Genomic DNA, 23,987 nt, shown 5'->3' on the forward strand with positions numbered 1-23,987 from the left:
TGGCAGCACCTAGCGCAGGGGAGGGCGATTACAGCCTGCAATCAGCTGTTTAAGCCCTTCCATATCATGAATCCTGACGTCTCGACCGGACACCTCCACCAGTCCTTGATCGCGCAGATGTGCAATCCCCCGGCAAATGGTTTCCAGTCGCAGGCCCAGGTAAGAACCAATTTCCTCACGGCGCATTTTCAGCACAAAGTTGCTCGATGAATAACCTCGCAAGCTCAAGCGCTGGGACAGATTCAGCAGGAACGCCGCCAGGCGCTCATCCGAGTTCATGTTGCCCAGCATCATCAACATGTCATGATCACGCACGATTTCACGGCTGAGGATTTTGTTCAGGCTGTGCTGCAGTGAAGGCAATTCCTGGGCGAGTTTCTCCAGTTGAGAGAAGTGGACAGGACAGACTTCACTGTCCTCCAGGGCAAAAGCACTGCAAGCGTGCAACTCGTTACTGATAGCGTCCAGGCCGAGCATCTCACCGGGCATATGGAATCCGGTGGTCTGCTCGCGACCATCGATTGAAAGCACACTGGTCTTGAATGAACCAATACGAACGGCAAACAGCGAACGCAGCGGGTCGCCGGCCCGGTAGAGTGTGGCGCCTTTTTTAACCTTGACCCTTTGAACGATCAGTGTGTCCAGGCGCGCGACCTCCTGACCGGTCAGGCCAAGGGGCAGGCATAGCTCCATTACGCTACAGTTTGAACAGGCCGTCTTGAGAGAATGGACGGCCGACAGTTTGATTTCAGACATGTTCTGGTATGTCCGGTATTGATGCGTAGAGCTTAGACTCCATGGGGGCCGAGGCTGATTTTTCTCGGACATTGGCGCGACTGAATGAGTAATTGGGAATCACTTTTGTACTGCGGGTGATACTCAAGGGCGACCTGCTGCTCAAGGCGATTTATCTGCTGCTTTTCCAGTATTTCTGCATTTCGAGAAACAGAAACGAAGCCGTCCAGGTAATCAGAACAAGCCCCGTCAGCGCTTGCAGCCCCGTCAGGTATTTGAGATTGCCCACCGGCGAGATATCGCCAAAACCGATTGTCGTGTAAGTGGTGAAGGAAAAGTACACGCAGTCCATCAGTGAACCGTCGAAATTTCCCTGCAAACTGCCCCACTTTTCAGAGTGGACCATCAGGTAATAAACCAGCGCAAAACACCAGACCTCGAGTGCATGGGCCACCAGGGCACCGAACACGCCCACCACAATTCTGAAACGACTCCAAAGGTTGAGTCGGGGAAGCCAGTCGTTCAGACGCAACAGGCATTCGTAGTGAATGACGACGACTATGATGACCACCAACGTATTGATCAATGTAACTGCCAGCATGGCAGTACCTCGTTCTGACTGGTTGTCCACGACGGACCGTGAGTGCCCGCATAGTGTGTTCTACGCCAGCGCAACAAAAAAGCTTTGAGCTTTATCAACAATCCTTCTGTCGATGGCAAGTTATCTGTGCGCCAAAGGAAAGCGCACTCATGTTTGACAAATATCAGAGGAGTACAGGTTCTCACGCCAGATACTCGATCAACAGGACACGCGCAGGAAGTCGATGCCCGCCTGGAGTCCGCCGATAAAGCACCCGGCAAGTATTGAGAGATGGCATGCAGTCCGACAGGAGCCGGGATTGCAGTCGTGACCGTGAGGTGCTGCAAGTACGAGGTATATGATGCTTAAACTTAAGCGAATCTTGTTGATCGCACCCGCGGAAATGGTCCGTACTCCGGCATTTGAGCGAGCTCATGCATTGGCTTGTGCAACGGGCGCATGTTTGCACATCGTGGCGTTCGATTATGTCCCGGCGCTGGCGTTGGCCGGTTTGTTTGACCATCAAGCGATGGCCCAGGCACGAGAAGGCTATTTGCAAGTGCATCGCCAATGGCTGGAGCAGCAAGGCCGAATTCAAAAGTGCGTGGGACTGCAGGTGACCACGGAAGTGGTCTGGAGCAAATCGAGCCCGGCTCATGTGCTTGAGTATGTGAATGACTTCCACCCGGATCTGGTCATCAAGGACTTCCACTATGTATCGGCACTCGGCCGTGCGTTCCACCAGCCCGTGGACTTGCTGTTACTGCGTGATTGTCCTGCCCACCTGCACCTGGTGGCCGAGGGCAAGAACTCCACACCCTTGAAGATTCTCGCCGCCATGGATTTGTCTCATCTGGAGGAGCTGAGCCAAGGGCTGAACGACCGGATTGTCGACGTAGCCTCGACACTGGCGGCGTCATCGGGTGCCGCCTTGCATGTGCTTAGTGTCAACAGCTGGGCGGTGGTAGGCGATACGAAAATGAGCGTACCGACATTGAGCCTGGGCGGTAGCTTGAAAGAAGCGGTCATCGATGCCCAGGAGGAGGCCTTCGAGGCGCTTGCCGATCGTTATGGCATAGAAGAAGAACGACGGCATCTTCTGACCGGTCTACCCCACAAAGTGATCAGGCAATTTGCGCAACACAATGCTTTTGACTTGTTGGTCTTGGGCACTGCGTATCATCACCGCGGGGGCGACATGTTCCTGGGCAGCACTGCTGAGCAGGTGTTGACCAATGCGCAGTGCAGTTTGATGTTCGTCAAGCCCCTGGCCTGATGCTGCCAGTGGCGCCAGGTACTCACTTTTTCGCAGGTTTGCCGCTGGCAGGGATGTGCAGGTACGACATCACGCTTTCAGTCAGTTCGGTTGCCAGTTTGACCGCTTCTTTATTGCGCGCCATCACGCCGGCGACCAAGCCTTCGATCAAGGCCAGTACGGCGATGTTGGAACTGGTAAGCACCGGGTGATCGCAAGGCGCAAACAGCGTGTGCTGGGCAATGCCGGTGAGCGGCGAGGCGGGTGAGTCGGTAATTGCCAGCACCGATGCGCCGCGTTCATTGGCGAAGCGTGCCAGTTGCAGGGTGTCGAGGGAGTAGCGCGGCAGGGCGATCGCCAGCAGCACGTCCTGGTCGGTGATCGCGGCCAGACGGTAAGCGGCGTTTTCGTTGCCGCCCTCCATGCTGATGGCAGTGGCGTCCGCACAGAAGGGCATCAGGGTCGACGCGGCGAGGCCGGCGAAGTAGACACTGTTGCCAAAGCCCAGGATGTAGATTTTGCGCGCTTTGATCAGGCGAGTGACGAATGCTTCGAAGGTGTCGGCGTGGTTGTTGCTCGCCGCAGTGGCCAGGTTGCTGCTGGCGCTCTGCAGTTGTTCATGCAGGCCAAACGCGCCGCCGGGGCGATGGGCAAGTTCGTTGCGCAGCTTGTCGACCGGCGACACCATCTGCTGCAACGTTGCGACCAGCTCGGCCTTCATGCCGCTGTAGCCACCGAGGTCCAGGGCTTTGGCCAGACGGTTGACGGCGGCGGGTGAGGTCAATGTTTCGTGCGCCATCTCCTCGATGGTCAGCGTCGCGGCCTTGAGCGGGTGACGCAGGATAAAGTCCGCGACCTTGCGCAGTGACGGCGGCAGATCGGAAACGATTTCCGTCAGTTTGCGCATGACCGGCGCGGCATAGACAGTGGTGTCTTTCGATGGGGTGGGCATATCCGGCTCAACATTTCCTGAAGGTGAGAGAAGGGCTGTGCCTGATGCCCTGACAAGGTTGGCCGGAGTGTATCCGAAGCCAACCTTGTCTGGGCAGCGCCGAGCAGTGCATGGGTGGGGGGCGGCGTTACTTCAGGCTCCCGGCCAGAAACTGCCGGAGGCGTTCGGACTGCGGGTTGACCAGCACTTCACGCGGGTCGCCGCGCTCTTCGACCATGCCCTTGTGCAGGAACACCAGTTGGTTCGAAACCTCGCGGGCAAAGCCCATTTCGTGAGTCACCACCACCATGGTGCGGCCTTCCTGGGCCAGATCCTGCATGACTTTAAGCACTTCGCCGACCAGTTCGGGGTCGAGGGCCGACGTCGGCTCATCGAACAGCATCACTTGCGGTTCCATCGCCAATGCGCGGGCAATGGCCACGCGCTGCTGCTCGCCACCGGACATATGCGCCGGCCAGGCGTTCATGCGGTGCGCCACACCGACTTTGTCCAGGTAGTGCTCGGCCTTTTCCCGTGCCTCTTTCTTGCCCAGGCCCAGCACATGCACTGGCGCTTCCATGACGTTTTCCAGAGCGCTCATATGTGACCACAGGTTGAAGTGCTGAAACACCATCGATAGTTGCGAACGCATGCGTTGCAACTGTTTGGGTTCGGCCGCCTTCAGTCCGCCGAGCTTGTTGGCCACCAGCTTGAGCGGTTCGCCATTGAGTACGATATTGCCCGCATTGGGTTGCTCCAGCAGGTTGATGCAGCGCAGGAACGTACTTTTGCCAGAGCCGCTGGAACCGATGATGCTGATCACGTCACCGGCCTGTGCCTGCAGGGAAACGCCCTTGAGCACCTGATGCGCGCCGTAGCTTTTATGCAGGTCTCGAACTTCAAGTTTGTACATGGTTTGAACTCTCTGGAGTCAGTCGCTGAGCAAGCGACCCTGGCGAATGGGGGTAACGCCTGCAACCTTGGCCAGCCACAATCCAGGCTGGGCAAAGCGCAGCCGTTCGCGGGCATAGAGAATGCCGTCGGTGCTGGCGCTCACCACGCTATGGCGGTCGGTCAGCGGGTCGATGACTTCGAATAGCGGATCGCCGACCTTGACCCGGGCGCCCAGCGGTTGCAGAAAACTCACCACACCCGGGTGGGGCGCACAGGCGTACTGCGCGCCGGCGAATGGCATGGCCTGGCAATGGCTCGGCGGTGCCGCTGGCCATTCACCGCTGATCAGGCCTTGTTCGGCGAGATACCCGAGAATGGCTTGGGCACTGTCGAGGCATTGCTCGCGTTCGGTGTCTGCCATGCCCCGCAATTCGATGGTGGTGGCCGCACACGCCAGGGGAATATTGGCTTCGGGAAACAGCTCGGCCAGGCGTAACCATGCAATGGCGCAGGCTTCGTCGAAGGCACTGCCGCCCGCATCTTCGGCCAATAACGTGACCCCCGCGCCGAGGCGAGCGGCCAGTGATTGCAAGCGTGGCCAGATTTGTGGCATCGCATACATCAACATGATCGATTCGAAATCGCAGTGCAGGTCCAGCACCACATCGGCGTCACAGGCATGCTGCAGCAACAGGCGGCGCAGGCCGTCGAGTTCCGAGGTCGGTGCCGGCATGGCGACCAGGGCATCGATCATGGCGCGGCGGATGAGTGCGATGTTGGCATCGGCATCGTCGCCCAATCGGCCTTCCAGCAGTGGCGCAATGGCATCGACCAACACCGGGAAGTCGCGATTGAAATTCTTGCCGCTGGAGAACTCGAAGCGCCCCTGATGGGTGGCCTGGAACATCTGGGCGATACCGATCGGATTGGCCATGGGCACCAACTCGATCACCCCGCTCAGGCGGCCTTGGGTTTCCAGTTCCAGAAGACGGCGCTTGAGCTCGACGGCAACGCGCATCCCCGGCAATTCGTCGGCATGCAGTGACGCCTGGATGTAGGCCTTGCGCGGTCCGCTGCCAAAACGAAACAGTGACAGCGTTCGCTCGGTGCCCGAGGCACTCCACGGCAACAGGTATTGAATGTGCTCCATAGCAGCTCCTTAGTGCTTGCGCGGTGCCAGGTACGCCAGCCAGCGGCGCTCGGCCAGCTTGAACAGGCGCACCAGGATGAAGGTCAGTGCGAGGTAGATGAGGCCGGCGGTGATGAACGCCTCGAACGGTAGATAGAAGCGTGAGCTGACCGTGCGCGCGGCCCCGGTGATATCGACGAGGGTGACGATGGAGGCCAGGCTGGTGGTTTGCAGCATCATCAGCACTTCGTTGCTGTATTGCGGCAATGCCCGGCGCAAGGCCGATGGCATGAGAATGCGGCGATACAGGGTCAGGCGTGACATGCCCATGGCCCTGGCGGCTTCGATCTCGCCAGGGTGGGTGGCTTTCAGACTGCCGGCCAGCAGCTCGGCGCTATAGGCGCTGGTGTTGATCGCGAAGGCCAGGCAGGCGCAAAAGGTGGCGCTGGACAGGTAAGGCCAGAGCACGCTTTGGCGCACCGCTTCGAACTGCGCCAGGCCGTAGTAGATCAGGAACAATTGCACGAGCATCGGCGTGCCGCGAATCACGTAGGTATAGAGCCAGGCCGGGAAGTTGATCAGCGGCGATCGCGACACTCGCATCAGCGCCAGTGGCATCGCCAATACCAGACCCAGCGCCAGGGAAATGAGCAGGACTTTGAGGGTCAACAAGGCGCCATTGAAGTACAGCGGCAGGTTTTCCCAGATCAGGTTGTAGTCGAGAATCATGGGTGGCTCCCCCTCACAATTCGGCGGCTTTGATGCCGACCGAGTAGTGTTTTTCCAGATAGCGCAGCACCAGCAAGGACAGGCTGGTGAGCATCAGGTACAGCGCTGCCACCGCGAGGAAAAACGTAAATGGCTCGTGTGTGGCATCCGCTGCGTTCTTGGCTTTGAACATCATGTCCTGCAAGCCGATCACGGAGATCAGCGCAGTGGATTTGGTCAGCACCAGCCAATTGTTGGTGAACCCGGGGATGGCGAAGCGAATCATCTGCGGCACCAGGATTCGCCAGAACACCTGCGCACCGCCCATGCCATAGGCCACGCCAGCCTCGGCCTGACCCTTGGGGATCGCCATGAAGGCGCCACGAAAGGTTTCCGAGAGGTAGGCGCCAAAAATGAAGCCCATGGTGCAGACGCCGGCAATAAAGGGGTTGATGTCGATATAGCGGGTGTAACCGAGCGCCAGGGCAATTCGGTTCACCAGATCCTGGCCGCCGTAGAAGATCAGCAGGATCAGCACCAGGTCTGGAATGCCGCGAATCAGGGTGGTGTAGCTTTCCCCGAGCAGGGCCAGCCATTTGAGCGGTGACAAGCGAAAGGCCGCGCCGATCAGGCCCAGGGCAATCGCCATGGACATGGACGTCAGGGCCAGGTTTATGGTCAGCCAGGCGCCATCGAGAATGCTCGATCCGTAGCCGTGAAGCATGATGAAGTTCCTCAAGCGAGCGCCGCGAGGCGCGCAAGACAAGCCCCGACAGGTGCCTGCGCAGGGCCGGCGCAGGGCCGGCGCCGGGGCTGGGGTCAGTGGGGCAGGGGTAAGGCCTACTCGCCGTAGATATCGAACGCGAAGTACCTGGTCATCACTTGCTGGTACTTGCCATTGGCGCGAATGGCGTCAATCGCGGCACTCAGGCGCGCAACGTTGGCACTGTCGCCCTTGCGCACGGCGATCCCGGCGCCCCGGCCAAAATACTTCGGGTCGTTGATGTCGGGCCCCGTGAGTGCGAAGCCCTGGCCGGCGGGTGTCTTGATGAAGCTCTCATCGGTGTTGACGATGTCGGCGAGGGTGGCGTCCAGACGACCCGAGGCGAGATCGAGGAAGGCTTCATTCTGTGAGCCGTAGCGCACCACGACGACGCCGGCTTTTTCCAGTTGCTCGGTGGCAAAGCGATCGTAAGTCGAGGAGCGTTGCACGCCGACTTTCTTGCCCTTGAGGTCGATCAGGGGGTCATTGATCACGTTGCCGGCCTTCATCGCGAACTTGCCAGGCGTGTGGTAGTACTTTTTGCTGAAGTCCACGGACTTCATCCGGTCTTCGGTGATCGACATCGACGACAGCACGGCATCGATCTTGCGCACTTTGAGCGACGGGATCATGCCGTCGAACTCCTGAATGACCCACTCGCACTTGACCTTCATTTCTTCGCACAAGGCGTTGCCGATGTCGTAGTCGAACCCGCTGACGTTGCCTTCGGGTGTCTTGAAGGAGAAGGGCGGGTAGGCGGCTTCGATACCGATACGCAGGCTGTCTTCGTCGGCATGTGCCAGGAAACTGAAGGCGCATAGCGCCAGAGCACCTAGAAGTTCTGTCTTGTTCATATTGTTGACTCCTGGAGGGCATTTGGGGGAACGGGTGCCCGCCATCCGGGTTGGCGCGGTGGATCAGTCCTGTGATCGGCGAGGCTATAAATGACACAATAAAATTCTATATGCAAGATATCTGAAAATAATCATATCAGTTTGCGGCGTGGCGATGCTCCAATGAGTCGGGTTGAAGTGGTTGCTCAATCCATGCGTCAGTCCCTGAAGCTGTTTTTTTGAACTCGGGCTGAAAGTACTTATCCAAAAAAAATGTGGGAATGTTTCCCACGCAACGATGCCAGCTGGCTTTCAGGGATCGTGCGGATACCGCAGCAGCTCGATAATGCTGCAGATTGATGGCCGTGCCGGTTGGCCGGCTGCTCCAATGGGCGGCCGGGAACTCACTGGACATTGCGTTCGATACGGAGATGAGTACGCAACTCCATGCGGAGGTGCATCATGCTGCTCAAGAAATGTTTATTGGCTCTGGCCATCGGTGGAGTCCTGTCGGCATCGACTGTCCTGGTGCCCGACTACATCGGTAGTTTCTCCAGCGTGTATGCCAAGGATGGCGGCAGCGGTGGAGGCGGTGGAGGTCACGGTGGCGGTGGCGGTGGCGGTGGCGGTGGCGGCGCTGGAGGTGGTGGCCACGGCGGTGATGGAGGTGGTGACGGTGGAGGCGGTCACGGTGCTGGCGGTGATGGAGCCAAGGGTGGCGATCATGGCGCTGCCGGCCATGACGGTGACGGTCATGGAGGTCCGGGGCGCGGCGACGCTGACCATGGTGGTGTAGCCGGGAACAAAGGCCCGGGCAATGCCCATGACAACGACGCTGACGACGCTGATCACGATGCAGACAACGATGCCGCCGATGCAGCCCGGGACGCTGCCAAGGCTGATGCCAAGGCAGCCCGTGACGCGGCCAGAGCGACTGCGGATGCAGCCCGTGATGCGGCAAAAGCGACTGCGGATGCCGCCCGGGACGCCGCCAGGGCTGAAGCTGATGCAGCCCGGGATGCCGCAAAAGCTGCTGGCTTGGCGGACGAAGACGCAGACGCCGCCGGGGACGCTGCCCGTGCCGCTGCAGATGCAGCGAGGGACGCGGCCAAGGCCGACGCAGATGCCGCCGGGGATGCTGCCCGGGCTACCGCGGATGCCGCGAGGGACACCGCCAAAGCCGAGGCGAAGGCAGCCAGAGAGGCCGCCAAGGCCGTGGCGAAGGACGCCGGGGAAGATATGGCGGACGCCCCGGATGCCCCGGACGAGCCGGATTTCGACGCGGTCGAGGTAGAGAACTAAGCCTGCACGTTCGGCAATGAACACCGCAGGCATAGCAGTAAAGAGTCGCAAGCCCTGAAACGTCGTGGGGTTTGCGACTTTTTTCGGTTATCGGGCCTGGGGGAACATTTCTACAGTCAGATCGACCGCTGATTCACGCGCTGAGTCAGTTCCTCTGCGGACTCTTTGCGTTCCGAGTAGCGGTCTACCAGATCGGGGCGATCCCGTAGCAGCAGGGTAAATTTCACCAGTTCCTCCATGACGTCCACCACCCTGTCGTACAACGACGAGGGTTTCATGCGATTGGCGTCGTCAAACTCCAGAAAAGCCTTTGGCACGGAAGATTGATTGGGGATGGTGAACATGCGCATCCAGCGGCCCAGCACACGAAGCTGATTCACCACATTGAAGGACTGGGAACCGCCGCAGACCTGCATGACCGCGAGGGTTTTCCCCTGGGTCGGGCGAACGGCGCCCAACGCCAACGGCACCCAGTCGATTTGCGCCTTGAACACTGCAGACATGGAGCCGTGGCGCTCTGGCGAACACCAGACCTGGCCTTCGGACCATTGCATCAGTTCGAGCAGTTCCTGGACTTTCGGGTGATCGGAGGGCGCGTCGTCCGGAAGCGGCAGGCCTGATGGGTTGAAGATCCGAGTCTCGGCGCCGAAGTGTTCGAGCAACCGGGCCGCTTCCTCGACCAGCAGGCGACTGAACGACCGTGCACGAGTCGAGCCGTACAGCAGCAGGATGCGTGGCTTGTGCTGGTCGTCGCGTCCGGCGATGGGCTGGGTCAGTGACGTGTCGAGATTGGGCAGGGGATGGGTCATGGGGGCTCCGGTCAAAGCGTGCCGATGCGGTCGAGTTCCCGCTTCAGCGCATCGCGGTCAAGTTGTGCAAAAGGCAGGTCGAGCAATGCCCGGCAACGCGTTTCGATGTGCGCCAGGGTTGAGTGGAACGCCGCCGATACCGTCGCTTCATCGCCCTTGATGTCCGATGGGTCTTCCAGGCCCCAATGAGCTTTCAGCGCCGGCCCGAAGTACACGGGGCACGCCTCACCGGCGGCCTTGTCGCAGACCGTGATGACGATGTCCGGCGGGTTGGCTTCGAACGCCTCATTGCCTTTGCTGCTCAAACCGTCGATGGCGATGCCGGCCTCTTGCAACGTGCTCAGGCTGCGGGGCAACACCTGGCCCTTGGGGAAGCTGCCGGCACTGACCGCCTCAAAACCTTCGGGGGCGAGATGGTTGAACATGGCTTCGGACAGGATGCTGCGACAGCTATTGGCGGTACACATAAACAGAACGCGCATGGTGATTCCTCTTTGCAGTCGCACAGGGCTAGACGCTCAGGCGCAGGGCCAGGGCAGACAAGGTGATGAACAGGATCGGCAGGGTCAGGACCACGCCGACCTTGAAGTAGTAACCCCAGGTAATGCGGATGCCCTTGCGCTCCAGGACATGCAGCCAGAGCAGGGTGGCCAGGCTGCCGATAGGGGTGATCTTGGGGCCCAGGTCGGAACCGATGACATTGGCGTAGATCATGGCCTCGCGCACCACACCGGTGGCGTCGCTGGCCTGGATCGACAGGGCACCCACCAGCACCGTGGGCATGTTGTTCATGCCCGATGACAGCAAGGCCGTGAGCAGGCCAGTGCCGAGCGCGGCGCCCCAGATACCGAATTCGGCCAAGTAGTTCAGGGCCATGGTCATGTAGGTGGTCAGTCCGGCGTTTTTCAGCCCGTACACTACCAGGTACATGCCCAGTGAAAAGATCACGACCTGCCAGGGCGCTTCACGCAGTACCCGTCGCGTTGAAATCACATGCCCACGCGCCGCCACGGCGAACAGCATCGCGGCACAGACCGCTGAGATGGCGCTGATGGGAATGCCCAAGGGTTCCAGGGCAAACAGCCCGATCAGCAGCAGCGCCAGGACAAGCCAGCCGACGCGGAAGGTCAGGGGATCACGCACGGCGCGTCGCGGATCCATCACGTCATCGAGCGCGTAATGCCTGGGAATGTCACGCCGGAAAAACCAGTACAGCACCACGAGCGTGGTCGCCACGGCAACGAAGTTGACCGGCACCATGATGGCGGCGTATTCGCTGAAGCCCAGGTTGAAGTAGTCGGCCGAAACGATGTTGACGAGGTTGGACACCACCAGGGGCAAGCTCGCCGTGTCGGCAATGAAACCGGCCGCCATGACGAACGCCAGGGTAGAGGCTGGCGAAAAGCGCAGTGCGAGCAGTATTGAAACGACGATGGGGGTCAGGATCAGGGCGGCACCGTCGTTGGCAAACAGGGCGGATACGCCGGCCCCCAGCAGTATCGTGAAGACGAACAGGCGCCGCCCGTCACCCTTGGCCCAGCGCGCCACATGCAGTGCCGCCCACTGGAAAAACCCGGCCTCATCGAGCAGCAGACTGATGATGATGAGCGAGATGAAGGTCGCGGTGGCGTTCCAGACAATGCCCCACACCAGTGGGATATCGCCCAGCGTCACGACGCCTGCCAGCAGGGCCAGGACGGCCCCCAGGGAGGCGCTCCAGCCGACGCCCAGGCCCTTGGGTTGCCAGATGACCAACACCATGGTGAGCAGGAAAATGGTAAACGCAGTAAACATGCACAGTCTCGATGAATGAAGGGTTAGCAGCAGGCGGAAGTGTTGAGCGGACGGTCGCCCATCGCGGCAAGGCGAGTACTGTCGTTCGCAAGCCAGTCGGCGTTTGCCAGCAAGGTTGTCTCGAGAACGTCGCGAACCCACGCGGGCAGTTCGGGGTTCAGTCGGTAATACACCCACTGTCCCTGGCGGCGGTCGAGAAGCAGGCCGCAGCCGCGAAGCTGGGCAAGATGGCGGGAAATCTTGGGCTGGCTGTCGTCCAGGGCGCAGACCAGCTCACACACGCACAACTCGCCTTCACGGGTGATGAGCAAGGTGGCCCGGGCGCGGGTTTCGTCGGACAGGCATTTGAATACGGCAGCAGGATTGAGCATTGGCGTGGCTCGACACATATGGTTATTCGAATATACGATTTTCCATATGTTTTGTGCAAGCCGCTCTGACTGAGAAGGTAAGGCTCGGTCCGGCCAGGATGTTCAGGTATGGGATAGACTCGAGCCAATTCGGCACAAGACAAAGGAGAGGTGGTGAATGGAATCGTTTAGCGTACGCGAGCTGAAAATGACTGACGCTCAAGCGTTGCTGGCTTTCGAAATCCAAAACCGTGAATGGTTCGAATCCCATATCGATGCGCGCGATCCTGCTTTTTACTCGTTGCAGGGTGTCGCCGATCATATCGAAAGCTATTTGTCCGATTTTGCCATCGGCGCCTGGCACCCCTTTGTCATCGAGGATTGCAGTCAGAGAATCGTCGGTCGAGCCAATCTGAAAAGCATCGATTCATCGACGGGTTCTGCGCAGGTGGGCTATCGGATTGATCAGCGCGCATGCGGCCAGGGGCTGGCAACACTGGCGTTGAGACACCTGATCCAGGAGGCACGGATGCGCTGGGGACTGGTGCAACTGGTTGCGTATGCTTTCAGGGAGAATGCCGGTTCCAGAAAAGTTCTGGATCGGTGCGAATTCAAGCTTGAGCAACCCTCCTGTAACGACAACACCGGGGGCGAAGACCGATTCGTCCTGTCGATCAGATAACTGCCTTGAGCCGTTCTGAAGGCTTGCAGCAGGTCGCGCCTGCTACTCCTGGTCCTCAGCCACCTCTTTCCAGCTGTCATCCGGATCAAAGCGCTTCATCGCCAGAGCCAGTTTTTCACTCTCGGGCCCCAGGTCTTTCTCGAACACCTGGCCTTCATGACTGATCATGAAACTCATCACGCCGGTGTCGTTGTACTTCACCGGCCAGGCGATCAGCGCAAAGCCCCGGCTCATCTTGTCACCGATGAGGTAACTGTAGGCGCCGCCAGGTGCCGAAGGACCCTGGCCATTAAGGATGCGGAAGCGGTAGCCGTGCCACTCTTCATCGGCAATGGCTTTGCCGAACGATGGCCCCAACGGGCTGATCTGGTCGCTGTCGTCTTCGGCCCAATAGAGTCCGTCGTGCTGGCCGGGGGTGCTGAAGATTTTCTGCGCATACTCGAGTGCGCCGTCATGGTCCCGATCCACTGACGCATAGTCCATCTGGGCATCGTGATAGGCCAGCACCGATTGCACCGCGGCAAGTTCATTGCGGCCGATTTGACGTGCACGGATCTCGGCACTGCCGGCCTTCATGTCGAAGCGCCAACCGTCCGCGGCTTTGGTCATGGGGATGGGCAGTGTCCAGTTGTTGCTGCCAACCGCCAGGATGGCCTTGCGGTCGCTGGTGTTTTCAATGTGGTGTTGCTCGCGGTATTGCTGCAAAAATGCATCCACATCTTCGCGCTGCACGCCTTCGCGGGGGATGTAGCTGTGCCAGTCGCTGCCTAGCAGCTCGGTCAGGCGTACCTGGTCGGAGTGCTCCGTGCCCAGTGCCTCGACGAAGGCTTCGGCGGCCTTTTCCGGGGTTGGAAAGGCCTGCTGTGCCGTCGCCATGCACGACCACAACAAGCCGGCGGCTATAACCAGGACATGAGGGAGCAAGCCCGTGAGTCCCTTCAATCGAGGATGGTTTTTCAACGGCGGCCCCCCCTTTGACGCGCTGGTGGATTGGACGGCCGGCTGACCTGGTGACCGGCTGATCGCGAGGCACTGGGGCGTTGGGCGGATGCCTGGCTGGCCCGGCCTCGATTGGCCTGGACGTTGGCCTGGGACGGTGACCGTGCGCCGGCGAACGCATTGTTGCGGGCACTGCCGGCACTGGCGGCGGGCCGTTTGTTCGTCGCTTGCCGCGTCTGCGCGGAGCCTTCCCGGCGCTGATTCAACTGGGAACTCTGGTTCCTGGCCTGCTGGGTCTCTCTCCTGGGCTGCTGGTTCTCCCGGGTGTTTCTGGTCGTGCCCTGGCTTCTGTCCGCTGCCTTGGGCCTGTCTGCACCGGCCTGCCGTCGATCGCCGCCCGCAGTTGCGGACTGGAGTTTGCGCGTTTGATCACGGGCTTCGCGGTTGCTGGTGGCAGGTCGTTCGATACCGTGCTTGTCCATTGAGGTGCGGGCATTTTCACGGGCCTGGGCGCGTTGGGCATTGTCTCCGCGATAGGCTTCCCGCTGATTGGCACCATTGAGTTGGCGACCGTACTGTGCGCGGCTCGCATTGTCCCGATAGGGCACGCCATTGCGATGCACCGGGTTGTGCTGCCATTTGTTGTTGTTGATCCGGTTGTTGGCATTGATGTTGTTGTAGCGATTGACGTCGATGTCGACGTCGTTATTGCCCCAGTCACATTCACCCCACAAGGATCCAACGATCGCCACACCGGCGCCAAACGCGAGTCCGGCCATCAGCGCCTGACCGGGGTAATAGGCCGGTGGCGGTGGATAGTACGCGGGCGGCGATGCCGGGTAGGCCCAGGTGCCGTAGGTGGTTGTCGGGTTATAGGTGGGGACGTACACCACCTGCGGATCGGCAGGCTGAATGATGATGGTGGAGTTGCTGGCCGGGGCCGCTTCAGGGGCCGGTGCCGCGTTCGTGGTCGCCGGTGCCGACGGCGCGACATTCTGGATCGTCACGTTCTGATACTGGTTGCTCTGCAGATTGCCGGCGGCCTGTGCCTGGCGACGCAAGCGTTGGGCGCTTTCCATGAGATCGTCGGGCTGCGCCAGGAAGGCATCACCCAGGCGCTGGACCCAGACGGGGTCCTGCCCCAGCATTACCAGAACCTGCGGGAAGGCGACCAGCGCCTGCACGCTCGGATCCCGGGGCTGGTTCGCCACCTGTCTGACCGCATCGTCACCCTTGGCGTCGGGGTGCGCCTTGGACCAACTGACCGCCTCGCCGACTTCCCCGGGGTAGGTGGAGGCCATCAGCACCTGTGCAAACAGTGGGTCCGGGTAAAGCGCAATGGGCGCCAGCATCTGATCCAGCTGTTCCTGGGTAAACACCGGATCCTTGGCCACCGGGGCGGCGGGCGCTGCCGTGGTCGCGCTTGCCGGAGCGGGGGCAGCGGCGGCTGTCGGTGTGGCGGCGGTCCCATTCGTATCCAGTGCCAGGCAGGACGATCCGCTCAAGAACAGTACAGCCGACAACGCGTAAAGTAATGGATTGTGCATTGCACCCCCCATGGGGTCAGGCAGGCTTGAAGTGGGTGGACCAATCCCTGGCAGGTGAAGCCGACTTTGCAAGCCACAGAGCCTGGCCTCGACACCGCTTCCTAATGGTAGCAGTTGATTTGGAGAGTCAAGGCTGCCTGTAAAATTGCGCGTCGATCACTGGGCGCTGGCATCGCTTTCGTGTTCTTCGGCGAATGCCATGAACACATCCAGGTCCAGCACATCCAGCTTGATCTGGGCGATGAACGCCGAGAAGGCCAGGTTGGCGGCCAGCAGGCGCAGGTCGGTGGCCCAGGCAGGAAGATAGACCGGCCCCTTGAGCCAGCCGGAATCGAACAGGGGCGCCAGGCGCACGGTGTCACCCAGGCTGAGGCGCCCGGCAAACAGATGCCCCACCAGTTCCGGCCGGTTATCGCGAATTGCGATACGCAGCAGGGTGTGGACACCGAGCAAGCCGGTCAGGTAAGCGGCATCCTTGGTGAACGCCGAACCACCCCGCAGGTCGGTGCCGCGCAATACCCTTTGGGTCGAGCGGAAGGATTCCTCTTCTGTCTGCCCGGCCGCCAGAAAACCTTCGAACACCTGGATGAAGTCGGCACCCTCCAGTGCCTGCTGGACGGCGAGCACGCGCAGGGCCAGGCGACGCAGGCGGTTGATGTCCATGCTGCCGGTGAACAGTTCGGCCAGGGTGGCAATGCCTTCCTGGGTCTGGGTGGTGCGGGGCGCTCCCAGGCCCAGGCTTGTGAGGTTGGGCTGGCGCGCGCCGTTCTGTGCCGTGGCGACATGCACGAAGGCTTCGTGTTGCAACAGCTGATGCTTGTCCAGTTCCGAGAACAGCGCGCTGGCCCGCAGGCGGATGCGGCTCGATCCGGCGATAGCCTTGGCGGCCAGGTTCGGATCGAGCACGACTGTGATCTGTCCGGCGCCGAAGAAGCGGTCAAGCTCCGGTTGAATCCAGGCGGCGAACGCCTTGGCCGGGATCTCGGCCGGGCAGGGTGGAATCCGCGCACCGCCCAGCAGGGCGTCGGTGGTCTTGAGGAAGAACCGGGCCGCATCGAGCATGCTCAGTTGCAAGCGCGTGTAATAGAAATCCGGGCGCCGGTACAGCGCTGACGAATATTGGGTAAAGGCGGGAGTGCCAATGGCCCCCAGCATGTGCCCGGCCGTGGCATAGCTACGGGCGGTCATGGCCAGGTAATTCCCGGCCGGATGCCCCACATCGCAATGGCCGATAAAGGTTTCCAGGGCGGCGATGTCGGCGCTGTGGTCGCGGGGCTGCAACTCGACCCCGGGTAACTCGGCCCGCCCGCCGCGCCATTTCGCCAGGAAGTCTTCCTCGACGCCGTCCGGCCAGGACAGGGCATCCAGCACGCGGATCTTGCGGGTCAGGCCGGGCAGGGCGGCATCGAGTTCGGACAGGGCGGCGGCGCTCATGGATAGCTCCTTGAGAGACGAAGTGGCGTTACAAAAGCTTAGTCGTCGCGTGCGGTTGCGTACGTTTGCGAAGACAGGCAAGCGGCCTCAGAGCAGGCTCCACGACACCCCGAGGTACATCGCCATGCCTTCCCCCGGGGTGGAGCGTGCCGCGTCCAGCCCTTTGTCGTCGTAGCCCGGCGTGACCGTGGCGGCATAGTGCTTGTCGGTCAGGTTGCGCAGGTCCAGCCAGGTCTGCCAGTCACCCTTGGGTGCGTTGTAGCCCAGCGTCGCGCCGAATAGGGCGTAGGGATCGGCGTAGTAGCTGTTGGCGTAGTCGACCGCCACTTTGGACACCCATTGCGTGTTGACCGTGGCGAAAAAGCCTTGTGGCCAGTCGTAGCGCAGTTCGCCCTGGTAATAGTGCATCGGCAGGCCCGGCAGGCGGTTGTCGCCGAAGCGTTCATCGTCGCGGTAATGGAAGTCACTGAAGGTATAGCTCTGGCGCAGGCTCAACTGGCCGCCATCGTCGGGCGACCAGAGGGGGCTCAGCAGGCTGGCTTCCACACCCTGGTGCACGGTGGGGCTGGCGTTGAGTTCGTAGGGCGTGGTGGCGTTGGCGTCCGGCAGCACCGAAAGAAGTTCGTGGCGCACCTGGGCGTAGTACCAGGCCAGGCTCCATTGCCCCAGCGTGCTGTCCCCGCGACCGCCGATTTCCAGGGTGGTGGCGGTCTGGTTTTGCAGCGTGACCGGTTGGCGCTGGGCGCCCGTGGCGACGCCGCTGCCTGCGGGGAATCGGATGTTTGAGCTATAGATCAGCGACCACGGGTGCGGTGCCTCGACCGAGCGGCTGAGATTGCCGAACAGTTGCAGGTCCGGTGTCAGTTGGTAGCGCAGGCCCACGCGTGGGGCGTAGTCCCAGTCGTGCAGGCTGGTCTTGCCACCTTCCGGCGGGTAGGTGACATCGCTTTCACGGCGGGTGTAGATCGCGGCGAGGCCGGTGGTCAGCCACAGGTCGTCGGCGATCTCCAGGTCATTGCCGGCATGCAGGACCGTGTCCGAGCCCTGGTAGGTGAAGTTGCGAATCAGTGTGCCTGGTGCATAACCGGCGGTGTTGCCGGTGGGGATGCGCACGAACTCGCTGGCACCGGCGTTGGGCAGGTGTTTGGTCATTCGCAGGCCCAGGGTGCTTTGGCTCTCCAGCCCCCAGAGCGTGTCGCGACGCTTGTAGTCGAACGTGCCGCTGACGTCCGTGTACGCCACCTTCAGGCGGTTGGGGCCCTCGCTCAAGTCCATGGGGTAGTCGTGGTAGACAAGGCCGGTCTGGATACTCGAATCGTCATCGATGTACCAAGTGGTCTTGTTGCCGATAAAGGTGCTGCCCGGCTCGTCGCGGCGGTCATCCCGCGCCACGTAGGCCGGGTTGGCCGCCCGTGGGTCGTGTTCGATGGAGTGCTTGGTCACCCGTCCCGCGAGGTCGTTGTCGGTCTGGCGGTGGCGCAGGTAGAAGCGCGTTTGCAGGTTGGGGTTGAAGCGGTAACCGAAGTTGGCGATGACCCCCTGGCTCTCGCTGGCCGTGTGGTCCTGGTAGCCGTCGGCGTTGGCGTCGGTCATGGCCACGTAGTAATCGAAGTCACCCAGCACCTGTCCGGAGCTGACCTGACGCTGCTGATAGCCGTGACTGCCCGTTGCGTAGCGTACCTGCAACTTCGGCGCGTCGTAGCCGGTATGGCTGACATAATCGATGGCCCCGCCCAGGGCCGGGGCGCCCCGGTCGAACCCGTTGGCGCCGCGCAGCACTTCCACATGGTCGAGCCACAGCGGTTCCAGCAATTCATAGGGCGTGCCGCCGGGACCGGTCAGCGGCAGACCGTCGAGCAGGGTGTACAGCCCCGAGGCGTGGGCGCCCGGGGCACGGTTGATGCCCGACCCGCGGATCGAGATCTTCACCCCTTCGTTACCCGCCGACTGGGCATAGATCCCCGGCTGGTAAGCCAGCACATCCTGGTTGCTGGCCACGCGGCCCTGCAACGGACGGCGCATGTCGACCACGTTGGTGCCTCCGGGCACCTGGGCCAGCCGGGCCCTGGCGTCCTCGATTCCCTGGTCTTCGTCGCTCTGGTCCTCGGCGCCAATCAGCACTTGTCCCAGCTCCAGGCCCTGCGCCTCGGTCATGGCCGGACAAACAAGGGCCAGGCCCAGCAGCGCAGCGGGCAAGGAATGAGGCGAGGGCATTGGGAAAACTCCAGACGTACGGGAACGGGCAATGAACAGTGCGACGCAAGAAGGTACGAAGGGAGCACATGGCAATTTTGTTATTTTTTTTCCGCCAAGGGCTGGCGGCTATCGGTTCAGCAGCGGTGCCAGCAATGCACACATACCGCGCCAGTGCGAACCCTCCCAGTAAACCCGTTGGCAGGCGTCGCAGCGCAGGAAGTGCGAATAGAGGGCGCCGATGCGTGGCGGCACCTGCGTCCGGGCCAGTTCCAGGCTGATCTCGTGCAGCGGCAGGTTGCAATGAAGGCACAGGCTGAATGGCCGCGCACTACGCGCCAGGTCGAGGCGCTCGTACAATTCGCGCAACTGCAGCGAGGGTTTCAGGGCATGCACATAACAGCCGTGGCTGATGATTCGCCGCTTGAGCAGTTCGCGGTCGCGGGTCAGCACGATGCGTCCTTGCTGCGCAGCGATCTCGGCGATCTCGCCATCCTCGAAGCCATTGTCGTAGAGGGTGTCGAAGCCGCTCATGCGCAGCAGGCTGGCCAGCCCGCCAAGGTGCGCATCCGCGACGAAACGCAGCACCCTTAAAGGTTGCGCACGAATTTTCAGCAGGGGGCTGATGTCCAGCGCTTCGAACTTGGGATACACCGCCAGCCGGTCACTGTCGAGGATCACCCGCTCCAGGCCCACCGACTCGCCGTTGAGCAGCACCAGTTCGACCTCGGTGTGCGGCACCCCGAGCGCCTCGATCATGTGCTTGACCGTCGCCCCTTGCGCGCACTAGCAGGTGAAGGGTTGCCGCCGCCGTTCGGCCGGCAGGAAATCGTTGAGCTCATCAAAGAAGCGGAAAGTTGCACTGGTCATGTTGAACAGTATGGCAGGGCTGCGGGGTGAGCGAGGTTGGTCGGGACATCTTCTGAATCGCCCCTGGTTTTGTCTACGTTGAATGACCGTTTGCCGGATGGCCGCATTCGTCCCATGGCGCTCACGTCAGGGTGTCTAGGGACCCTGGACGTAAAACAGGTGGGCTAATAGTTATGGTGCGTCAAGATCAGCACGTGTTTTGCGAAAAGTCAGGTAGCGGGCGTCTTCCGCAGCGAAAATCTCTGGGCCAGCTCCCATGTATGCGCGCATTAGCTCATCTGCTGCGCGGTCATCTTGACCATCATCGAGCAAAACCTGTCCAGGACGCAGGTGCAAAAAAGAATTTCCAATCCCGCCAGGGCTATCTGAATCGCACTTGATTTTGTAGCTTGATGGCCCGGGAGACTCCCTGTCGCAGAGTGGTCACTTTCGACCCATTGCTGTCGGTGGCGATAGTCAAAAACAGCCAGAAGCAGCTGCTCGGGTCTACATTTAATTCCACGGTCTACAACTACCACCGTAACGGTTCACCCACAAAAGCCTCATAGCTGCACAGCTTTTGATTTTTTAGAGGACTTCCTTGCCACCGAGCTATACGACGCTCTAGGCTCGGTCTGCTCTCGAACATGCGGCATCTATCAAATAGCTCATAGGGAAAATGGCTGTGATCAAGAACGTACTGATGATCGTTGGCTTCCTCGCTTTAGCTGGTTGCGCAAACCCCTACGCCAAAAGCTACAAGTCACTTTCTGATCCGGAATATATCGCCGCCTATCGAGCCGCTCCCGCTCCTGCGGAGCCGACCCTGGCGCTCGGCACAAACCCGGTCCAAGACGTTCAGACGTACTATGAAAATAGCTTTGAAGCACTTGGGTTTAGTATGTTCAGCGACGAATTATCGACACAGCAGAAAGCAATTGAGCAAGGTCGGAAAGTTGGTGCTGATCTGGTGGTCTACTACGAACCCATTTACCAGCGCACCAACACCCAAGCTGTACCGGTATCACTTCCCACTCAGCAAACTGTGACTAGTTATGGGCAAGCGACTGCTTACAATAACTATGGAGGATCAGCCACTGCATATGGCTCCTCGTATGCAACTGTTTCTGGGCAACAATGGACTGCGATCCAAGTTAGTCGGGATAGCTATTTTCAGACCGCCACGTACTACGTCAGGACCAACCAGCCCTTAGGACTGCATTTCCGCGCACCTACTACTGCGGAAGCTCAAGCTCTTGGCACACAGCGTGCTGTTGTGATTACCTCCATTGTGCGCGGTTCTGCTGCTTATCAAGCGGATAATTCTTAAAGCTGATAATCTTTCCGTTGGCCAAATCCCTAACGCTGCCGATTTTGTACGCGCGCGCCAAGGAAAGACGGTCGATGTCATGCTTGTCCGTAATGGCAAATCCATAATAAAGAAACTAACAATACCGTAGCTCAGACCCATGTGGTGATTGCATAGGTTTACCCTCCCGTTTGCAATCGAACTGACCAGCCATTTACGCCAGATTTAACCGCCATGTATCGTGGCCATGAACGGTAGTGAACGACCCATTGCGGACGGCCAGATTTCTTGAAAGCGGACGTTCGCCCTCTTATCTCAAGTACCTGAGTCGCCGGCACCAAAACCGAGCCCGGAATCTGGTGAATTCGCGGGCTGCTCGCTGGGGCAGCCCGCATGTTTCGTAAATGAAGGGATTACTGTGCTTTGTTCTTGGCCTCCTGCGTCTTTTGATCGAGAAGCTTCTGCTCCTCGGCAGTCAGCTTCGGTTTCTCCAACTTGATGGTCAGCTTGTCGAGTTTGCCGGTGAAACGGAATGGCGGTAGATAGTCGTTGTCGTCCACCCCCATGCGGGTATCCACCCCGACGTCGAAGGTTTCGTCGACCGTCACGAGGAACGGGATGGTGTGCGGGATCGATTTGCGGTCGACTTCCTTGCCGTCCACCGACAGGACACCGGTGCCACCCTTGCCGAAACCGTGCCCGTCGTATGTGAAGTCAAACACAACGGTGTGCTTGCCGGGCGTGAGCGCATCCTGGCCTTCCCAGCGGAAGTGTTCAACGGCCAGAAGGTTGTAGGCAAAGACAGGCTTGCCCTTCACCAAGTAGAAGCCATAGCCACCGAAGCGCCCACCGAGTGTGTTGAGCATCCCCTCGGCGCCGCCCGGTGGGATTTCCACCTCGGCCGTGATGGAGTAGGACTTGTTGAGGGTGTTGGGGGCGCTGCTTTCGGGCAGCCCGGACAATTCACTCGAGTACGTAAAGACAGTCCGGCCGGCGGTCGCGTTTGGTCGCGGCGTGGTGGCGCGCTGGAGTAAGTCGTTATCCAGCGGGAACACGTTATATTTCGCCGCCTCGATCAGGAAAAGCTCCTTCATGTCGCGCAGCTTGTCGGGCATCTTCGCGGCGAGGTCATTGTTCTGCGAAAAATCCTCCGCGATGTTGTAAAGCTCCCAATTGTATCCGTTGACAACGTCGGGCATCTTGCCCAAGCCGAGAAGCCAGGGCGCCAGAGGCGGGGTCGTGGAGGCGATCCAGCCGTCGTGGTAGATGGCGCGGTTGGCAAGCATTTCAAAGTACTGAGTGGTGCGCGTGGACGGGACGTTCGCGTTCACCTTGTCCCAGGTGTAGGCCATGCTCACACCTTCGATGGGCTTCTGAGCGATACCATCCACCATCACCGGTGCCGGGATGTGCGTGGCTTCCAGGATCGTTGGAACGATGTCGATCACGTGATGGAACTGTGTGCGGATGCCACCGGCGTCCTTGATACGGTCAGGCCATGACATGACCATGCCTTGCCGGGTTCCACCGAAGTGCGACGCCACCTGTTTGGTCCATTTGAATGGTGTATCGAAGGCCCAGGACCAGGCCACCGACATATGCGGCATAGTCTTGTCCGAGCCCCAAATGTCGTAGAATTTCAATTGCTCCGCGACCGGAACATTGATGCCTTGAATTGCGGCCATATCGAACGGGGTGCCGATGGTGGAACCTTCGGCGCTGGTGCCGTTGTCGCCGTTGATGTAAATGATCAGTGTGTTGTCGAGCTTGCCCATGTCCTCCACGGCCTGGATAACACGGCCGATCTCATGATCGGTATAAGCCACGTAAGCGGCAAACACTTCTGCCTGGCGGGCAAACATTTTCTTTTCATCGGCGTTGAGCGTGTCCCACTTCGGCAGATCATCCGGCCAGGGGGTGAGTTCGGTATTCACCGGAATCACGCCGAGCCGCTGCTGGTTTGCGAAAATCTGATCGCGCAGAGCATTCCAGCCCATGTCGAACTTGCCCTTGTACTTCTCGATCCATTCCGGTGTCGGTTGATGCGGTGCATGCGTGCCACCGGGCACGTAATAGACGAAAAACGGCTTGTCAGGCGCGGCCGCATTCAATCCATCCATGTACTTGATGGCTTCGTCCGCCATGTCGGTGATGAGGTTGTAGTCAGGCTTCCCGACCCACGGTTCGATCTGGGTATGATCGCGGAAGAGAAAAGGCTTCCACTGGTCGGACTCGCCGCCCACGAATCCGTAGAAATAATCGAAGCCCATCCCGCTCGGCCATTGGTCATAGGGGCCAGCCAGGCTGTATTGGTAGCTGGGGGTGTTGTGATTCTTGCCAAACCACGATGTGGAATATCCGTTTTCCTTCAGGATCTTACCGATCGTGGCACTGTTCTTGTCAATGATCGAGTCGTAGCCCGGGAATCCGGTGGACTGCTCGGTGATCACACCAAAGCCCACGGAGTGATGGTTGCGTCCGGTGATAAGCGCTGCCCGCGTCGGCGAGCAAAGTGCGGTGGAGTGGAACTGCGTGAAGCGTAACCCGGCCTTCGCGATCCGGTCCATGGCCGGCGTGGGGATGACGCCGCCAAAGGTGCCTGTAACGCCATAACCCTGGTCATCGGTCATGATCAGCAGCACGTTGGGCGCGCCCTTGGGCGGCACCACGGTTGGTGGCCAATAGGGCTTGGACTCCTTGACGTCCATATTGATGACGCCGCCGAACGGTGCTGGTGGCGCGGGCAGATAATTCCCGTCAATGGTCGTGGTCGCACTGGGTGAACCGGGCGTGCCGTTGACTTCCTGTGTCGCTGCATTGGCGCAAGAGAGCGCAAGCAAGGCAACTGCCAGTCCGGAACTGATGCGCTGGCGCAACGATAAAGGTTTATTCCAGTGTGCAGTGGCCATGGCCAGCTCCTGTAAACCCCCGAAACCCCAAGTTCGGAGTGT

General features: G+C 60.3%; 21 protein-coding genes and 1 pseudogene. 4 read left to right on the forward strand and 18 right to left on the reverse strand.

Features of this window, described 5'->3' with window-relative positions; genetic code table 11:
• Positions 1-9 precede the first annotated feature (9 nt).
• Together fnr and AB4O40_RS00525 are read right to left on the reverse strand one after the other, a co-directional pair.
• Positions 10-756, reverse strand: a complete 747-nt coding sequence (gene fnr, locus AB4O40_RS00520) for a fumarate/nitrate reduction transcriptional regulator Fnr (protein WP_223541864.1) — start codon at positions 754-756, stop codon at positions 10-12.
• Between the two features lie 151 nt (positions 757-907).
• Complete coding sequence (locus AB4O40_RS00525) at positions 908-1,336, reverse strand: potassium channel family protein (protein WP_056722975.1); 429 nt, start codon at positions 1,334-1,336, stop codon at positions 908-910.
• A 340-nt stretch (positions 1,337-1,676) separates the two neighbouring features.
• Here AB4O40_RS00525 and AB4O40_RS00530 point away from each other — a divergent pair, with 340 nt between their 5' ends.
• On the forward strand, positions 1,677-2,591 hold the full coding sequence (locus AB4O40_RS00530; protein ID WP_056722974.1) for a universal stress protein: 915 nt from the start codon (positions 1,677-1,679) through the stop codon (positions 2,589-2,591).
• 22 nt (positions 2,592-2,613) lie between these two features.
• Here the strand turns inward: AB4O40_RS00530 and AB4O40_RS00535 are convergent, their stop codons facing one another.
• The 6 genes from AB4O40_RS00535 to AB4O40_RS00560 form a co-directional block, all read right to left on the reverse strand.
• Positions 2,614-3,522, reverse strand: a complete 909-nt coding sequence (locus AB4O40_RS00535; protein ID WP_046040448.1) for a MurR/RpiR family transcriptional regulator — start codon at positions 3,520-3,522, stop codon at positions 2,614-2,616.
• A gap of 127 nt (positions 3,523-3,649) precedes the next feature.
• Positions 3,650-4,414, reverse strand: a complete 765-nt coding sequence (locus tag AB4O40_RS00540; RefSeq protein ID WP_056722970.1) for an ABC transporter ATP-binding protein — start codon at positions 4,412-4,414, stop codon at positions 3,650-3,652.
• An 18-nt stretch (positions 4,415-4,432) separates the two neighbouring features.
• Positions 4,433-5,545, reverse strand: a complete 1,113-nt coding sequence (locus AB4O40_RS00545) for a succinylglutamate desuccinylase/aspartoacylase family protein (protein WP_046040451.1) — start codon at positions 5,543-5,545, stop codon at positions 4,433-4,435.
• A gap of 9 nt (positions 5,546-5,554) precedes the next feature.
• Complete coding sequence (locus AB4O40_RS00550) at positions 5,555-6,253, reverse strand: ABC transporter permease (protein WP_046040453.1); 699 nt, start codon at positions 6,251-6,253, stop codon at positions 5,555-5,557.
• 13 nt (positions 6,254-6,266) lie between these two features.
• Positions 6,267-6,956 (reverse strand): ABC transporter permease, encoded by a 690-nt coding sequence (locus tag AB4O40_RS00555; RefSeq protein WP_046040455.1) that lies wholly within the window; start codon positions 6,954-6,956, stop codon positions 6,267-6,269.
• 116 nt (positions 6,957-7,072) lie between these two features.
• A complete protein-coding gene (locus AB4O40_RS00560; RefSeq protein ID WP_056722964.1) occupies positions 7,073-7,849 on the reverse strand; it encodes an ABC transporter substrate-binding protein in 777 nt (258 codons plus the stop codon).
• A 441-nt stretch (positions 7,850-8,290) separates the two neighbouring features.
• Here AB4O40_RS00560 and AB4O40_RS00565 point away from each other — a divergent pair, with 441 nt between their 5' ends.
• Positions 8,291-9,130, forward strand: a complete 840-nt coding sequence (locus tag AB4O40_RS00565; RefSeq protein ID WP_460160121.1) for a hypothetical protein — start codon at positions 8,291-8,293, stop codon at positions 9,128-9,130.
• Positions 9,131-9,246: 116 nt separating this feature from the next.
• Here the strand turns inward: AB4O40_RS00565 and arsH are convergent, their stop codons facing one another.
• Genes arsH through AB4O40_RS00585 form a run of 4 tightly spaced genes read right to left on the reverse strand, consistent with a single transcriptional unit; the run spans position 9,247 to position 12,104 of the window.
• A complete protein-coding gene (arsH, locus tag AB4O40_RS00570) occupies positions 9,247-9,939 on the reverse strand; it encodes an arsenical resistance protein ArsH (RefSeq protein WP_056722956.1) in 693 nt (230 codons plus the stop codon).
• Between the two features lie 11 nt (positions 9,940-9,950).
• Complete coding sequence (locus AB4O40_RS00575; RefSeq protein WP_056722955.1) at positions 9,951-10,421, reverse strand: arsenate reductase ArsC; 471 nt, start codon at positions 10,419-10,421, stop codon at positions 9,951-9,953.
• A 28-nt stretch (positions 10,422-10,449) separates the two neighbouring features.
• Complete coding sequence (locus AB4O40_RS00580) at positions 10,450-11,733, reverse strand: arsenic transporter (RefSeq protein WP_056722954.1); 1,284 nt, start codon at positions 11,731-11,733, stop codon at positions 10,450-10,452.
• A 23-nt stretch (positions 11,734-11,756) separates the two neighbouring features.
• Positions 11,757-12,104 (reverse strand): metalloregulator ArsR/SmtB family transcription factor, encoded by a 348-nt coding sequence (locus tag AB4O40_RS00585; RefSeq protein ID WP_056722953.1) that lies wholly within the window; start codon positions 12,102-12,104, stop codon positions 11,757-11,759.
• A 157-nt stretch (positions 12,105-12,261) separates the two neighbouring features.
• On the opposite strand from AB4O40_RS00585, the gene AB4O40_RS00590 reads away from it, so the two are divergent.
• The gene (locus AB4O40_RS00590) at positions 12,262-12,765 is read left to right on the forward strand and encodes a GNAT family N-acetyltransferase (RefSeq protein WP_460056715.1); all 504 of its coding nucleotides are present in this window, start codon (positions 12,262-12,264) and stop codon (positions 12,763-12,765) included.
• 42 nt (positions 12,766-12,807) lie between these two features.
• Here the strand turns inward: AB4O40_RS00590 and AB4O40_RS00595 are convergent, their stop codons facing one another.
• The 5 genes and pseudogenes from AB4O40_RS00595 to AB4O40_RS00615 form a co-directional block, all read right to left on the reverse strand.
• Positions 12,808-13,641 carry a DUF2950 domain-containing protein gene (locus AB4O40_RS00595; protein WP_056722951.1) on the reverse strand — a complete coding sequence of 278 codons (834 nt, stop codon included), beginning with the start codon at positions 13,639-13,641 and terminating at the stop codon, positions 12,808-12,810.
• An 80-nt stretch (positions 13,642-13,721) separates the two neighbouring features.
• Positions 13,722-15,251, reverse strand: a complete 1,530-nt coding sequence (locus tag AB4O40_RS00600; protein ID WP_460056711.1) for a DUF3300 domain-containing protein — start codon at positions 15,249-15,251, stop codon at positions 13,722-13,724.
• 156 nt (positions 15,252-15,407) lie between these two features.
• Positions 15,408-16,685, reverse strand: a complete 1,278-nt coding sequence (locus AB4O40_RS00605; protein ID WP_460056709.1) for a tyrosine/phenylalanine carboxypeptidase domain-containing protein — start codon at positions 16,683-16,685, stop codon at positions 15,408-15,410.
• A gap of 87 nt (positions 16,686-16,772) precedes the next feature.
• Entirely contained in the window at positions 16,773-18,899 is a 2,127-nt protein-coding gene (locus AB4O40_RS00610) for a TonB-dependent receptor family protein (protein ID WP_460160122.1), read from the reverse strand.
• Positions 18,900-19,007: 108 nt separating this feature from the next.
• A pseudogene (locus AB4O40_RS00615) lies at positions 19,008-19,748 on the reverse strand (Mut7-C RNAse domain-containing protein).
• Positions 19,749-20,412: 664 nt separating this feature from the next.
• On the opposite strand from AB4O40_RS00615, the gene AB4O40_RS00620 reads away from it, so the two are divergent.
• Complete coding sequence (locus tag AB4O40_RS00620; protein ID WP_460056703.1) at positions 20,413-21,057, forward strand: hypothetical protein; 645 nt, start codon at positions 20,413-20,415, stop codon at positions 21,055-21,057.
• A 392-nt stretch (positions 21,058-21,449) separates the two neighbouring features.
• Here AB4O40_RS00620 and AB4O40_RS00625 read toward each other — a convergent pair whose 3' ends face one another.
• The gene (locus tag AB4O40_RS00625) at positions 21,450-23,945 is read right to left on the reverse strand and encodes an arylsulfatase (protein WP_223541872.1); all 2,496 of its coding nucleotides are present in this window, start codon (positions 23,943-23,945) and stop codon (positions 21,450-21,452) included.
• Positions 23,946-23,987 lie beyond the last annotated feature (42 nt).

This window comes from Pseudomonas sp. S2_F07, assembly GCF_054668325.1.

What these genes read in the sequence shown, in the direction of transcription:
- fnr (WP_223541864.1), bottom strand. Translation starts at nt 756, where the DNA reads ATGTCTGAAATCAAACTGTCGGCCGTCCATTCTCTCAAGACGGCCTGT.
- AB4O40_RS00525 (WP_056722975.1), bottom strand. Translation starts at nt 1,336, where the DNA reads ATGCTGGCAGTTACATTGATCAATACGTTGGTGGTCATCATAGTCGTC.
- AB4O40_RS00530 (WP_056722974.1), top strand. Translation starts at nt 1,677, where the DNA reads ATGCTTAAACTTAAGCGAATCTTGTTGATCGCACCCGCGGAAATGGTC.
- AB4O40_RS00535 (WP_046040448.1), bottom strand. Translation starts at nt 3,522, where the DNA reads ATGCCCACCCCATCGAAAGACACCACTGTCTATGCCGCGCCGGTCATG.
- AB4O40_RS00540 (WP_056722970.1), bottom strand. Translation starts at nt 4,414, where the DNA reads ATGTACAAACTTGAAGTTCGAGACCTGCATAAAAGCTACGGCGCGCAT.
- AB4O40_RS00545 (WP_046040451.1), bottom strand. Translation starts at nt 5,545, where the DNA reads ATGGAGCACATTCAATACCTGTTGCCGTGGAGTGCCTCGGGCACCGAG.
- AB4O40_RS00550 (WP_046040453.1), bottom strand. Translation starts at nt 6,253, where the DNA reads ATGATTCTCGACTACAACCTGATCTGGGAAAACCTGCCGCTGTACTTC.
- AB4O40_RS00555 (WP_046040455.1), bottom strand. Translation starts at nt 6,956, where the DNA reads ATGCTTCACGGCTACGGATCGAGCATTCTCGATGGCGCCTGGCTGACC.
- AB4O40_RS00560 (WP_056722964.1), bottom strand. Translation starts at nt 7,849, where the DNA reads ATGAACAAGACAGAACTTCTAGGTGCTCTGGCGCTATGCGCCTTCAGT.
- AB4O40_RS00565 (WP_460160121.1), top strand. Translation starts at nt 8,291, where the DNA reads ATGCTGCTCAAGAAATGTTTATTGGCTCTGGCCATCGGTGGAGTCCTG.
- arsH (WP_056722956.1), bottom strand. Translation starts at nt 9,939, where the DNA reads ATGACCCATCCCCTGCCCAATCTCGACACGTCACTGACCCAGCCCATC.
- AB4O40_RS00575 (WP_056722955.1), bottom strand. Translation starts at nt 10,421, where the DNA reads ATGCGCGTTCTGTTTATGTGTACCGCCAATAGCTGTCGCAGCATCCTG.
- AB4O40_RS00580 (WP_056722954.1), bottom strand. Translation starts at nt 11,733, where the DNA reads ATGTTTACTGCGTTTACCATTTTCCTGCTCACCATGGTGTTGGTCATC.
- AB4O40_RS00585 (WP_056722953.1), bottom strand. Translation starts at nt 12,104, where the DNA reads ATGCTCAATCCTGCTGCCGTATTCAAATGCCTGTCCGACGAAACCCGC.
- AB4O40_RS00590 (WP_460056715.1), top strand. Translation starts at nt 12,262, where the DNA reads ATGGAATCGTTTAGCGTACGCGAGCTGAAAATGACTGACGCTCAAGCG.
- AB4O40_RS00595 (WP_056722951.1), bottom strand. Translation starts at nt 13,641, where the DNA reads ATGGCGACGGCACAGCAGGCCTTTCCAACCCCGGAAAAGGCCGCCGAA.
- AB4O40_RS00600 (WP_460056711.1), bottom strand. Translation starts at nt 15,251, where the DNA reads ATGCACAATCCATTACTTTACGCGTTGTCGGCTGTACTGTTCTTGAGC.
- AB4O40_RS00605 (WP_460056709.1), bottom strand. Translation starts at nt 16,685, where the DNA reads ATGAGCGCCGCCGCCCTGTCCGAACTCGATGCCGCCCTGCCCGGCCTG.
- AB4O40_RS00610 (WP_460160122.1), bottom strand. Translation starts at nt 18,899, where the DNA reads ATGCCCTCGCCTCATTCCTTGCCCGCTGCGCTGCTGGGCCTGGCCCTT.
- AB4O40_RS00625 (WP_223541872.1), bottom strand. Translation starts at nt 23,945, where the DNA reads ATGGCCACTGCACACTGGAATAAACCTTTATCGTTGCGCCAGCGCATC.